Source organism: Serratia proteamaculans (assembly GCF_013337185.1).
In the GTDB taxonomy this organism is placed as follows: Bacteria; Pseudomonadota; Gammaproteobacteria; order Enterobacterales; family Enterobacteriaceae; genus Serratia; species Serratia proteamaculans_D.
Window position 1 is genome coordinate 1,875,048 of sequence record NZ_SWDE01000001.1, and the last position, 13,124, is coordinate 1,888,171.

General features: G+C 55.8%; 12 protein-coding genes. 11 read left to right on the plus strand and 1 reads right to left on the minus strand.

Annotation, left to right across the window (positions count from 1 at the left end; genetic code table 11):
• Nucleotides 1-188: 188 nt before the first annotated feature.
• The 10 genes from FCL49_RS08815 to FCL49_RS08860 all read left to right on the plus strand — a co-directional run bounded on the left by FCL49_RS08815 (nt 189) and on the right by FCL49_RS08860 (nt 9,723).
• Nucleotides 189-1,244, plus strand: a complete 1,056-nt coding sequence (locus tag FCL49_RS08815) for a PhoH family protein (RefSeq protein WP_012005655.1) — start codon at nt 189-191, stop codon at nt 1,242-1,244.
• Nucleotides 1,241-1,714, plus strand: coding sequence for an rRNA maturation RNase YbeY (ybeY, locus tag FCL49_RS08820; RefSeq protein WP_174353217.1), 474 nt, complete (start codon nt 1,241-1,243; stop codon nt 1,712-1,714). The genes FCL49_RS08815 and ybeY overlap by 4 nt, the downstream gene beginning before the upstream one ends.
• A gap of 84 nt (nt 1,715-1,798) precedes the next feature.
• Complete coding sequence (corC, locus tag FCL49_RS08825) at nt 1,799-2,677, plus strand: CNNM family magnesium/cobalt transport protein CorC (RefSeq protein ID WP_012005653.1); 879 nt, start codon at nt 1,799-1,801, stop codon at nt 2,675-2,677.
• Between the two features lie 7 nt (nt 2,678-2,684).
• Complete coding sequence (gene lnt, locus FCL49_RS08830) at nt 2,685-4,214, plus strand: apolipoprotein N-acyltransferase (protein ID WP_174353218.1); 1,530 nt, start codon at nt 2,685-2,687, stop codon at nt 4,212-4,214.
• Between the two features lie 383 nt (nt 4,215-4,597).
• Entirely contained in the window at nt 4,598-5,494 is an 897-nt protein-coding gene (locus FCL49_RS08835; RefSeq protein WP_174353219.1) for an amino acid ABC transporter substrate-binding protein, read from the plus strand.
• 199 nt (nt 5,495-5,693) lie between these two features.
• Complete coding sequence (locus FCL49_RS08840) at nt 5,694-6,434, plus strand: amino acid ABC transporter permease (RefSeq protein WP_174353220.1); 741 nt, start codon at nt 5,694-5,696, stop codon at nt 6,432-6,434.
• Nucleotides 6,434-7,108 (plus strand): glutamate/aspartate ABC transporter permease GltK, encoded by a 675-nt coding sequence (gene gltK, locus FCL49_RS08845; RefSeq protein WP_174353221.1) that lies wholly within the window; start codon nt 6,434-6,436, stop codon nt 7,106-7,108. Before FCL49_RS08840 ends, gltK begins: the two co-directional genes overlap by 1 nt.
• Nucleotides 7,108-7,833, plus strand: coding sequence for an amino acid ABC transporter ATP-binding protein (locus FCL49_RS08850; RefSeq protein WP_012005648.1), 726 nt, complete (start codon nt 7,108-7,110; stop codon nt 7,831-7,833). The genes gltK and FCL49_RS08850 overlap by 1 nt, the downstream gene beginning before the upstream one ends.
• A 111-nt stretch (nt 7,834-7,944) precedes the next feature.
• Nucleotides 7,945-8,877 carry a pyrimidine-specific ribonucleoside hydrolase RihA gene (rihA, locus tag FCL49_RS08855; protein ID WP_174353222.1) on the plus strand — a complete coding sequence of 311 codons (933 nt, stop codon included), beginning with the start codon at nt 7,945-7,947 and terminating at the stop codon, nt 8,875-8,877.
• 147 nt (nt 8,878-9,024) lie between these two features.
• Nucleotides 9,025-9,723: an FMN-dependent NADH-azoreductase gene (locus tag FCL49_RS08860; protein WP_174353223.1), complete on the plus strand. Its 699-nt coding sequence runs from the start codon at nt 9,025-9,027 to the stop codon at nt 9,721-9,723.
• Between the two features lie 58 nt (nt 9,724-9,781).
• On the opposite strand, the gene FCL49_RS08865 is transcribed toward FCL49_RS08860, so the two are convergent.
• Nucleotides 9,782-10,264, minus strand: coding sequence for a zinc ribbon-containing protein (locus FCL49_RS08865; protein ID WP_085115576.1), 483 nt, complete (start codon nt 10,262-10,264; stop codon nt 9,782-9,784).
• A gap of 266 nt (nt 10,265-10,530) precedes the next feature.
• On the opposite strand from FCL49_RS08865, the gene leuS reads away from it, so the two are divergent.
• Nucleotides 10,531-13,113, plus strand: coding sequence for a leucine--tRNA ligase (gene leuS, locus FCL49_RS08870; RefSeq protein WP_174353224.1), 2,583 nt, complete (start codon nt 10,531-10,533; stop codon nt 13,111-13,113).
• The last annotated feature ends 11 nt before the right edge of the window (nt 13,114-13,124 follow it).

A 13,124-nucleotide genomic window follows, 5' to 3' on the forward strand; every position in this document is an offset into this window, starting at 1 on the left:
CGCGGCTGTTTTGGCCGCGTTTTTCCTCCGCCTGCCCTTGAAATTCACCGCCGACGCACAGATAGATCATGGGTAAACTTGCGCCCATGCGCCGCACCATGAATAATTCAGGGTAGAGAACCTCAGGGTTTGCCCTGAATGCGCGTACCGAAAATCAACCAGGCCCGATATGAGCCTTGAGGAATAGTTTGAACGTCGCAACACAAGAAATTTTGTTAGAGCCGGCAGACAATCAGCGATTGCTCAGCCTGTGCGGCCCGTTTGATGACAATATCAAACAACTCGAACGCCGGTTGGGCATTGAAATCAACCGCCGTGACAACCGTTTCAAGCTGGTTGGCAAAAACCTGTGCGTGGTTGCCGCCGCCGATATCCTGCGCCACCTGTATGTGGACACCTCGCCGATCCGCGGCGTGATCCCGGATATCGATCCGGAACAGATCCATCTGGCGATCAAAGAAAGTCGGGTGTTGGAACAGGTTGCCGACAGCGTGCCGGATTACGGCAAAGCGGTCACCATCAAAACCAAACGCGGCATGGTGAAACCCCGCACGCCGAACCAGGCGCAGTACATCGCCAATATTCTCGACCATGACATTACCTTCGGTATTGGCCCGGCCGGTACCGGTAAAACCTATCTGGCGGTTGCCGCTGCGGTAGACGCGCTGGAGCGCCAGGAAATTCGTCGCATTATGCTGACCCGCCCTGCGGTCGAGGCCGGTGAGAAACTGGGCTTCCTGCCGGGGGATCTGAGCCAAAAGGTCGATCCTTACCTGCGCCCGCTGTACGACGCCCTGTTCGAAATGCTGGGCTTTGAGCGCGTGGAGAAACTGATTGAGCGTAACGTGATAGAAGTGGCACCCCTGGCCTATATGCGCGGTCGTACCCTGAACGATGCGTTTATCATTCTTGATGAGAGCCAGAACACCACCATCGAACAGATGAAGATGTTCCTGACGCGCATCGGCTTCAATTCAAAGGCAGTGATTACCGGTGACGTGACGCAGATAGACCTGCCGCGCAACCAAAAATCCGGCCTGCGCCATGCCGTGGAAGTGCTGTCGGATGTCGAAGAACTGAGCTTCAACTTCTTCCATAGCGAAGACGTGGTACGCCATCCGGTGGTAGCCCGCGTGGTCATCGCCTATGAAGCCTGGGAAGCCGCCGAACAAAAGCGCAAAGACGCCATTGCCGAACAACGTAAACGCGAGGCGACCCTCGCCTCCGAGCAGGAGACACCATGAGTCAGGTGATTTTGGATCTGCAGCTGGCCTGTGCAGACAACAGTGGCCTGCCGGACGAAGCCACCTTCCAGCGCTGGCTGGAAGGCGTGCTGCCGCAGTTTCAGGAAGAAGCGGAGGTCACCATTCGCCTGGTGGATGAAGCCGAAAGCAATGAACTGAACCTGACCTATCGTGGCATGGACAAACCGACCAACGTGTTGTCATTCCCGTTTGAAGCTCCCCCGGGTATCGAGCTGCCATTGCTGGGCGATCTGATCATCTGCCGTCAGGTGGTTGAACGGGAAGCGGTTGAGCAAGACAAGGCGCTGGAGGCCCACTGGGCGCATATGGTTGTCCATGGCAGCCTTCATCTGCTAGGGTATGACCACATCGAAGACGATGAAGCCGAAGAAATGGAGTCTTTGGAAACCGAAATCATGCACGGACTGGGTTACCCGGACCCGTACCTGGCGGAAAAAGACCCCCTCTGACGTCAGCTGATTTCCCCACAGCCCCTGTATGGGGCTGTCGCTGACTCCCCTAACTCTGACATGAGTGATATTAACTAAAACGCCATGAGCGACGACCATTCACAAAGCAATGACAGCCCCAGTCCCAAGAAGGGGTTCTTTACTCTTATCCTTAACCAGCTGTTCCACGGCGAACCTAAAAACCGTGGCGATCTGGTAGAGCTGATCCGTGATTCCGAGCAAAACGACCTGATCGATCCCGATACCCGAGACATGCTGGAAGGCGTGATGGATATCGCCGAGCAGCGCGTGCGCGACATCATGATCCCGCGCTCCCAGATGGTAACGCTCAAGCGTAACCAAACGCTGGAAGAGTGCCTGGACGTGATTATCGAATCCGCCCACTCGCGCTTCCCGGTGATCAGCGAAGATAAAGATCACATCGAAGGCATTCTGATGGCCAAGGATCTGCTGCCGTTTATGCGCGCAGAGTCCGAGGAATTCAGCATCGACAAGGTGCTGCGCACCGCGGTGGTGGTGCCGGAAAGCAAGCGGGTCGACCGGATGCTGAAGGAGTTCCGCTCCCAGCGTTATCACATGGCAATTGTCATTGACGAATTCGGCGGCGTGTCCGGCCTGGTGACTATCGAAGACATTCTGGAACTGATTGTCGGCGAAATTGAAGATGAGTATGACGACGAGGACGACCTGGACATCCGCCAGCTCAGCCGTCATATGTATACCGTGCGCGCACTGGCGCCGATTGAAGACTTCAACGAAGCCTTCGGCACCCACTTCAGCGACGACGAGGTCGACACCATCGGTGGCCTGGTGATGCAAGCCTTCGGCCACCTGCCTGCACGTGGGGAAACCATTGAAATCGAAGGTTACCTATTTAAAGTTGCGATGGCCGACAGTCGACGTATCATCCAGGTTCATGTAAAAATTCCGGACGATTCTCCGCAACCGAAACTGGAAGAATAAATCGAACATGGCTAAAGCCTTTTACCTTGATCGCCAGTGGGTTCGCGCCCTGCTGGCGCTGTTGACGGGTGCCAGTGGCACGCTGGCATTTTCCCCTTACGACATCTGGCCGGCGGCCATTGTCTCCCTGTTTGGCCTGCTGGCCGTTACCCTGAACCGCACCACCAAACAATCTGCCCTGCTCGGCTTCTGCTGGGGCTTTGGCCTGTTTGGTACCGGCATCAACTGGGTTTACGTCAGTATCGCCGACTTCGGTGGCATGCCGTTCTCCGTCAATATCTTCCTGGTGGCACTGCTCGCCGCCTATCTGTCGCTGTATACCGGGCTGTTCGCCGGCTTGCTGGCACGCCTTTGGCCAACCACCCGCTGGTATCGCCTGGCCATTGCCGCGCCGGTACTGTGGCAGGTCACCGAGTTTTTACGCGGCTGGGTACTGACCGGTTTCCCCTGGCTGCAGTTTGGCTACAGCCAAATCAACGGCCCGCTGAAAGGCGTGGCGCCGCTGCTGGGGGTGGATACCATCACCTTTATGCTGATGGCAATTGCCGGGTTGCTGGTGTACGCCGTCAATCAACGCCGCATCACGCCGGCGGTGGTGGCGATTGCGCTGCTGCTGTTGCCGTGGCCGCTGCGCCAGTTGCACTGGTATACCCCGCAGCCGGACAAGGCGGTCAACGTCGCTATGGTGCAGGGCAATATCGCTCAGTCGATGAAGTGGGATCCGAAAGCGCTGGTCAGTACGCTGCAAACCTATCTGGATGAAACCCGTCCTTATATGGGCAAAGCGCCGATCATCATTTGGCCGGAGTCTGCCATCCCGGATTATGAAGCCAGCCAGAACGGTTTCCTGACCATGATGGACGACCTGATGCGCGCCAAAAACAGCAGCCTGATCACCGGCATTGTTGACGTTCGTGCCACCCCGCAGGGCCAGCAAATCTACAACAGCGCCATCGTGCTGGGTGAAGAGACGCCATACGTTTATCCGGCCAAAGACCGCTACAACAAGCACCATCTGGTGCCGTTCGGCGAGTTTGTGCCGCTGGAAACCCTGCTGCGACCACTGGCACCCTTCTTCGACCTGCCGATGTCCTCATTCAGCCGCGGCGATTACGTCCAGCCACAGCTCAGCGTGAAGGGCTATAACCTGACGGCGGCGATTTGTTATGAGATTGTCCTCGGCCAGCAGGTACGCGATAACTTCCGCCCGGACACCAACTTCCTGCTGACCATCTCCAACGATGCCTGGTTCGGTCATTCCATCGGCCCGTGGCAGCACTTCCAGATGGCGCGCATGCGTGCACTGGAGTTGGGCAGACCTCTGTTGCGCAGCACCAACAACGGCGTGACGGCCGCCGTGGACGCCAACGGCGAAGTGATTGCAGAGATCCCGCAGTTCACTCGCAAGGTGCTGGAGGTGAAAATGACCCCCACTACCGGCATTACGCCTTATGCCCGCTTTGGCGCCACGCCATTGTGGATAATCACCTTACTGCTCGGCGGTCTGGCGTTGGTCCTCGGCCTGCGTCGCAAATAATCCCCCGGGGCGCTGCCATCGCGGCGCGCCCCGCATTATTCCCCTCCTGCCATAAATCGTTAGAAAATCAATGTTTCTGGCACACTCCTTGCTTTAGTTACTCCGTGATTTAGAACCGATTTACTTTTGCTGACGTTTCGTCGTATCTGTGCACAACCCGAGAGCATCACTGGCACCATAAGGGTGCATTGGGGTTTTGTTGCATTAATTTGGTGCGCGTGGCGTCTCAAAAAAAGAAACATTTTAGTTTCAATCTGTTCACAATCGGCTATTTTCTAACGGTTATCCGTTCTAAGACTATCTTTATACTTGAGCAATAAATCTCCATTTAGAATCTGATGCTCTTTGTATTTGAGCCACCACAACAGCAAAGGAGTTGGACCATGCAAATGCGTAAATTGGCGTTATCGTTACTGCTGATCGGGACGGCGGCTAACGTAGCCCATGCGGAAGAACTGACCGGTACGCTGAAGAAAATCAAAGACAACGGCGTGATCGTTGTCGGCCACCGCGAATCGTCAGTGCCGTTCTCCTACTACGACAATCAGCAGAAAGTTGTGGGTTACTCCCAGGACTACTCCAACCAAATCGTTGACGCGGTTAAGAAAAAACTGAATGCCCCGGATCTGCAGGTCAAAATGCTGCCGATCACCTCGCAGAACCGTATTCCACTGCTGCAAAACGGCACCTTTGACTTCGAGTGCGGCTCAACCACCAACAACCTTGAGCGCCAGAAACAGGCCGCCTTCTCCGACACCATCTTCGTGGTCGGCACCCGCCTGCTGGTGAAGAAAGGCTCTGACGTTAAAGATTTCAAAGATCTGGCCGGTAAACCGGTGGTAGTCACCTCCGGCACCACTTCGGAAGTGCTGCTCAATAAACTCAATGACAGCGGCAAAATGAACATGCGCATCATCAGCGCCAAAGACCACGGTGATTCATTCCGCACCCTGGAAAGCGGCCGCGCAGTCGCCTTTATGATGGATGACGCCCTGCTGGCCGGTGAACGTGCGAAAGCCAAGAAGCCGGACCAATGGGAAATCCTCGGTACGCCGCAGTCGAAAGAAGCCTACGGTTGTATGCTGCGTAAAGACGATCCTGAGTTCAAAAAACTGGTCGATGACACCATCGCTCAGGCCCAGACTTCAGGTGAAGCGGCAAAATGGTTTGATAAGTGGTTCAAACAGCCCATCCCACCGAAGAACCTCAACATGAACTTCGAACTGTCAGACGACATGAAGCAACTGTTCAAAGAGCCTAACGACAAAGCACTGAACTAATAAAACAAAGGCCAGGCCAACCTGGTCTTGTTGATGGCTGGGACAGACAGGAATGCGGGGGGCCGTTCCCCTCCCGCATTTTCCCCTTAACGCACCACCGATGCCCGCACAGATAAGTCAGCCCGACTGGCCGCGGTGCTATCGACGCGGAAAAGTCATCAATCTTTAGGCGCTCTGCGCCCGCTTAACGGAGTTTGTTATGTCAATAGATTGGAACTGGGGTATCTTCCTGCAGCAGGCCCCGTTTGGGAATACCACTTACCTCGGCTGGATTTGGTCCGGCTTTCAGGTCACGGTAGCCCTCTCCGTCTGTGCATGGATTATCGCTTTCTTTGTCGGTTCGCTATTCGGTATTTTGCGTACCGTACCCAACCGCGTTCTTTCCACCCTCGGTACCTGTTACGTCGAACTGTTCCGTAACGTGCCGCTGATCGTACAATTCTTTACCTGGTATCTGGTGATCCCGGAACTGCTGCCGGCCAATATCGGCATGTGGTTCAAAACCGAACTCGATCCTAACGTGCAGTTCTTCGTTTCCTCCATGCTGTGCCTCGGGCTGTTTACTGCTGCCCGAGTATGCGAACAGGTACGCGCTGCCATTCAGTCACTGCCACGCGGTCAAAGAGCCGCCGGGCTGGCGATGGGCCTGACGCTGCCGCAAACCTATCGCTACGTGCTGTTGCCGAACGCCTATCGGGTGATTGTGCCGCCGATGACCTCGGAAATGCTTAACCTGGTTAAAAACTCCGCCATCGCTTCCACCATCGGGCTGGTCGACATGGCTGCGCAGGCCGGCAAACTGCTGGATTACTCGGCGCACGCCTATGAATCCTTTACCGCGATTACGCTGGCCTACATCGCCATCAACGCCGTGATCATGCTGTTTATGCGACTGGTAGAGCGAAAAGTGCAGTTGCCCGGCAATCTGGGGAGTAAATAATGTACGAATTTGACTGGGCATCGATTGTCCCAAGCTTCCCTTACCTGCTGCAAGGTCTGTTGATCACGCTGAAGATCACCGTGACTGCCATCGTCTTCGGTATCCTCTGGGGCACCATTCTGGCCGTTATGCGCCTGTCGCCATTCAAGCCCATCAGCTGGTTTGCCGCGCTGTACGTCAACCTGTTCCGCTCGGTGCCGCTGGTCATGGTACTGCTGTGGTTCTACCTGGTGGTTCCAAGCTTATTGCAAAAGGTTCTGGGACTGTCGCCGAAAACCGATATTCGCCTGATCTCGGCTATGGTAGCCTTTTCCCTGTTTGAAGCGGCCTATTACTCGGAAATCATCCGTGCCGGTATTATCAGCATCTCACGCGGCCAGTCTTCCGCCGCGCTGGCGCTGGGCATGAGCCACTGGCAGTCAATGAAACTGGTTATTTTGCCGCAGGCGTTCCGCGCCATGGTGCCACTGCTGCTGACTCAGGGCATCGTACTGTTCCAGGATACTTCTCTGGTCTACGTACTGAGCCTGGCTGACTTCTTCCGTACCGCCTCAACCATCGGCGAGCGCGACGGCACCCAGGTTGAAATGATCCTGTTCGCCGGCTTTGTCTACTTTGTTATCAGTCTCGCCGCCTCGGCGCTGGTAAGCTATTTGAAGAAAAGGACTGTTTGATGATATCCCTGAAAAATGTTTCTAAGTGGTACGGTCACTTTCAGGTTCTGACCGATTGCACCACCGAAGTCAAAAAAGGTGAGGTGGTGGTAGTCTGCGGTCCTTCAGGCTCGGGCAAATCTACCCTGATCAAAACCGTCAACGGCCTGGAGCCGATCCAGCAGGGCGATATCCTGGTGAACGGTACCCCGGTCAACAACAAGAAAACCAATCTGGCGCAGCTGCGTTCCAAGGTCGGCATGGTGTTCCAGCACTTTGAGCTGTTCCCGCACCTGTCGATCATCGACAACCTGACGCTGGCACAGGTAAAAGTGCTCAAGCGCGATAAAGCCGCCTCCCGCGAGAAAGGCCTGAAGTTGCTGGAGCGCGTCGGCCTGACCGCCCACGCCAACAAATTCCCCGGACAGCTTTCCGGTGGCCAGCAGCAGCGTGTGGCTATCGCCCGTGCGCTGTGCATGGATCCTATCGCCATGCTGTTCGATGAGCCTACCTCGGCGCTCGATCCGGAAATGATCAACGAAGTGCTCGACGTGATGGTCGAACTGGCGAATGAAGGCATGACCATGATGGTGGTAACCCACGAAATGGGCTTTGCCCGCAAAGTGGCCAACCGGGTGATCTTTATGGACGAAGGCAAAATTGTCGAAGACCGCAATAAAGACGACTTCTTCAACAACCCAGAATCGGAACGTGCCAAAGACTTCCTGGCAAAAATCCTGCACTGATTTAACTGATGCGCTCCATTCGGGGCGCATCTCTCCCCTCCCGGCACTAAAAGCGCTTGTTTCTCCCTGGTTTTGATCCGATGCTCGGAGCATAACTACAAGGAGATAAATATGCCTCGCCCTATCATTATCGATTGCGATCCCGGCCTCGACGACGCCATTGCCCTTGCCATGGCACTGAGTTCACCGGAACTTGAAGTGAAAGCCATTACGACTTCTGCCGGTAACCAGACGCCGGAGAAAACCCTGCATAATGCGCTCGGACTGCTGACGCTGATGAAACGCGAAGACATTCCGGTTGCCGCCGGTGCTGCGGGCCCGCTAATGCGTGAGCTGGTGATTGCCGACTATGTGCATGGCAAAACCGGCATGGGCAATACCCATCTGCCAACGCCCACCCTCAAGCCGGTCAAACAAAGCGCCGTCGAACTGATCGCCAGCCTGCTGCGCAGCAGCCCGGAACCCATCACTCTGGTGGTGACCGGCCCGATGACCAATATCGCCCTGCTGCTGGCTCAACACCCGGAGCTGAAAGGCAACATCGAGCGTATCGTCTTTATGGGCGGCGGCATGAACGCCGGCAACACCACCCCGGTGGCGGAATTTAATATTTTCGTCGACCCGGAAGCCGCCGAGATGGTGCTCAAATCCGGCGTGCCACTGACCATGGCGGGTCTGAACGTCACCCATCAGGCGCTGGTGCTGCCGCAGGATATCGAACGGATCCGTCAGATCGATAACCCGGTGGCGCAGGCGGTGGCCGAAATGCTCGACTTCTACCTGCCGCTGTATCTCAGCCACCCGCGCGGGTTGCCCGGTGCCGCGATGCACGATCCCTGCACCATCGCCTGGCTGCTGGCGCCACAGCTGTTTGGCAGTATCGAACGCTGGGTCGGTGTAGAAACCAAAGGGGAGTACACCCAGGGGATGACGGTGGTGGATATCTTCGGGCAAAACGGCAAAGCGCCTAACGTGGAAGTGCTGACCGATATCGATCGTGAAGGGTTTATCAATCTGCTGGCCGAACGCATCGCGCGTTATTAGCAGCCGAGACTCGGACACAGCCAATATTCAGTTTTTTTGATTTAACTCAGCGAATTTTTACGCTATCACTGGCCCAGGCTTACCTCTAAGATGCTTTAAACGCACAGCAAACGCTGACAACCTTAGAGCAAGCCTGGAGATATCTGCATGAGTCGTATACTGGTCCTGAAATCAAGTATCCTGGGCGATTACTCCCAGTCTGGAAAATTAGTCGATTTTTTTGTTCAACAGTGGCAAGAAGCACACCCAAGCGACAGCTTTACCTTCCGCGACCTGGCCAACCCAACCCTGCCGGAGCTCGATGGTGAAGTGATTGGCGGCTTTAGCGCCGGCGATAAGCCCTTAACGCCACATCAGCAAAAGACGCTGGCGCTGTCCGATGAGCTGATTGCCGAGCTGAAATCGCACGACACCATTATCATCAGCGCCCCGATGTACAACTTCAATATCCCGACCCAGTTGAAAATCTATTTCGACCTGGTCGCGCGTGCCGGCCAAACCTTCCGTTACACCTCCGAGGGTTCCGAAGGCCTGGTCACCGGTAAAAAAGCAATTGTGATCTCCAGCCGCGGCGGTATCCATGCCGAGACACCTACCGACCTGATCACGCCTTACCTGAAGCTGTTCCTGGGGTTCATTGGTATTACTGATGTGGAGTTCGTATTAGCGGAAGGTTTCGCTTATGGGCCGGAAGCGGCAGAAAAAGCAACGCAGGACAGCCGCATCGCGGTAGCGCAGAAAGTGCCTGCGACGGTATACACCGCCCTCGCAAACCAGCCTGAACTGGCCACAGCGCCGACCGGCGGCGGTTTCCTCAGTAGCCTGATGAAAAAGCTGTTCGGTTAATGACGAGCTCCCTGCCCCGGCCCTTTCCGCTCGGGAAAAGGCCAGGGTGCGGGAAAACTCAAGGTTCGAAAGGCCGACGCTGAAACTGGTCATGGCCGCATTTCGGGCATAGCGGCAACACTTCCGGCGTGTAAAACGCCATGTGATGATGGCACTGCTCGCACACCAGATTCCCCAACCCGACCACCTCACCGCTGTGGTAAACGCCATGGTGGCTGACATCCTTGAAAACTTCGCGCCATTCCAATTGGGTTTTGTCGGTAATGTCCGCCAGCTCCTGCCACAGGCTCTCTTTAATTACCCGCATAAAAACGCTGTCGGTAAATTCTTCCCGGCTTTCCTGGTAACTGCGCGCAAACTCTTCCAGATCGCGCCGTACCGCCAGGGTCACCTGCTCCACTTCATCGCGCGTCAGCTCACCGGCTTCGTTCAGCCGTTTTTCAGCGCTCGCCACCAGTGAATCAATATCACGTTCGCCATTTTTCAGGCGTTCGGTCAGAGATGCCACCAATTCGCGGTAGTACTGAGCAACCTTGTTCATAATCTCTCCTCGATGAACTTACGTGACAGGGCTTACCTCTTCAAAGTAGCTCTTATCATTTTAGCGGTAAATTGCTGATGTCACTTGGCAACGCACGGGATCCTCAAGATGTGAGTCATATCATGGCGGAGATTTTTTAAATACGCCGAGTCGGGCGCTTGGTGTTGTTGCCGAGAGGTCTTATCAGCTATGCTATGCGGATCTATAAGTACTCAACAGAATGCTACGGATGTAGCTGTTTTACACCTACAGGACCACCAGCCGCCATGCAAGAGCAATACCGTCCAGAAGACATAGAATCGAACGTACAGCTTCACTGGCAAGAGAAGCAGACTTTCAAGGTTACCGAAGACGCGAGCAAGGAAAAGTATTACTGCCTATCCATGCTGCCATACCCATCAGGCCGTCTGCACATGGGGCACGTTCGTAACTACACTATCGGCGACGTGATCTCGCGCTATCAGCGCATGCTAGGTAAAAACGTACTACAGCCGATCGGCTGGGATGCGTTCGGCCTGCCGGCGGAAGGCGCCGCGGTTAAAAACAACACCGCTCCGGCTCCGTGGACCTACGACAACATCGAATACATGAAGAACCAGCTAAAACTGCTGGGCTTCGGCTACGACTGGGATCGCGAGATCGCCACCTGCGATCCGGATTACTACCGTTGGGAACAGTGGTTCTTCACCAAGCTGTACGAAAAAGGCCTGGTCTACAAGAAGACCTCTGCGGTGAACTGGTGCCCACACGATCTGACCGTGCTGGCCAACGAACAGGTTATCGACGGCTGCTGCTGGCGCTGTGACACCAAGGTTGAGCGTAAAGAGATCCCACAGTGGTTTATCAAAATCACCGACTACGCCGACCAACTGCTTAACGATCTCGATACGCTGGAAAGCTGGCCAGAGCAGGTCAAAACCATGCAGCGTAACTGGATTGGCCGTTCTGAAGGGGTGGATATCACCTTTGACGTGGCGGGCAGCGACGAGAAACTGACCGTTTACACCACCCGTCCGGACACCTTTATGGGTGCGACCTACGTTGCCGTTGCGGCTGGCCATCCATTGGCCCAGCTTGGCGCGGTAAACAACCCGGCGCTGGCTGAATTTATCGAAGAATGCCGCAACACCAAAGTGGCCGAAGCCGAAATGGCAACGATGGAGAAGAAAGGCATGCCGACCGGCCTGTTCGCCATCCATCCGCTGTCCGGCGAGCAAGTGCCGGTTTGGGTCGCCAACTTCGTGCTGATGGAATACGGCACCGGCGCGGTAATGGCCGTTCCGGCTCACGACCAACGTGACTGGGAATTTGCCACCAAATACGGTTTGCCGATCAAACCGGTAGTGCTGGCGCTCGATGGCAGCCAACCGGATGTCCAGGCAGAAGCGATGACCGAGAAAGGCACGCTGTTCAACTCCGGCGAGTTTGACGGTCTGGATCACCAGGACGGTTTCAACGCCATTGCCGACAAACTGGTCGCCGAAGGCGTCGGCCAACGCAAGGTTAACTACCGTCTGCGCGACTGGGGTGTTTCCCGTCAACGTTACTGGGGCGCACCAATCCCAATGGTCACCCTGGAAGACGGCACCGTAATGCCGACCCCGGAAGACCAACTGCCGGTGATCCTGCCGGAAGACGTAGTGATGGACGGCATTACCAGCCCGATCAAGGCCGATCCCGAGTGGGCGAAAACCACCGTTAACGGCCAGCCGGCGCTGCGTGAAACCGACACCTTCGACACCTTTATGGAGTCTTCCTGGTACTACGCGCGCTACACCTGCCCGCAGTACGACCAGGGCATGCTGGATCCGGCCGCCGCCAACTACTGGCTGCCGGTGGATCAGTATGTCGGTGGTATCGAACACGCCATCATGCACCTGATGTACTTCCGTTTCTTCCACAAGCTGCTGCGTGACGCAGGCCTGGTCGATTCCGACGAGCCGGCAAAACGCCTGCTGTGTCAGGGCATGGTATTGGCCGACGCCTTCTACTACAGCGGCAACAGCGGCGAACGCGTCTGGGTTTCCCCGGTCGATGCCACCGTTGAGCGCGATGACAAAGGCCGCATTATTAAAGCTACCGATCCACAAGGTCGTGAACTGGTCTATGCTGGCATGAGCAAAATGTCGAAGTCGAAAAACAACGGCATCGACCCACAGGTCATGGTTGAGAAATACGGTGCGGATACCGTGCGTCTGTTCATGATGTTCGCCTCACCGGCAGAAATGACGCTGGAATGGCAAGAATCCGGCGTGGAAGGGGCAAACCGCTTCCTGAAACGCGTCTGGAAACTGGCCTACGAACACCTGGAAAAGGGTGCCGTACAGCCGCTGAACGTAGCAACGCTGACGGAAGATCAGAAAGCGCTGCGTCGCGATCTGCACAAAACCATCGCCAAAGTGACCGATGATATCGGCCGTCGTCAGACTTTCAACACCGCCATTGCCGCCGTGATGGAGCTGATGAACAAGCTGGCCCGTGCTCCGCAGGAAAGCGAGCAGGATCGCGCTCTGCTGCAGGAAGCCCTGCTGGCTGTGGTCCGCATGCTGTATCCATTCACCCCGCACGTGTGCTTCTCACTGTGGCAGGCGTTGGGCGGTGAAGGCGATGTGGACACCGCAGCCTGGCCGCAAGCCGACGAGCAGGCGATGGTCGAAGACTCCAAGCTGGTGGTCGTACAGGTCAACGGCAAGGTCCGCGCTAAAATTACTGTGGCAGCTGATGCAACCGAAGAACAGGTGCGTGCGCGCGCCGCTGAGGAACATCTGGTCGCTAAATATCTGGACGGGGTTACGGTTCGTAAAGTGATCTATGTTCCGGGCAAATTGCTTAACCTGGTTGTGGGTTAACACAAGGAGGA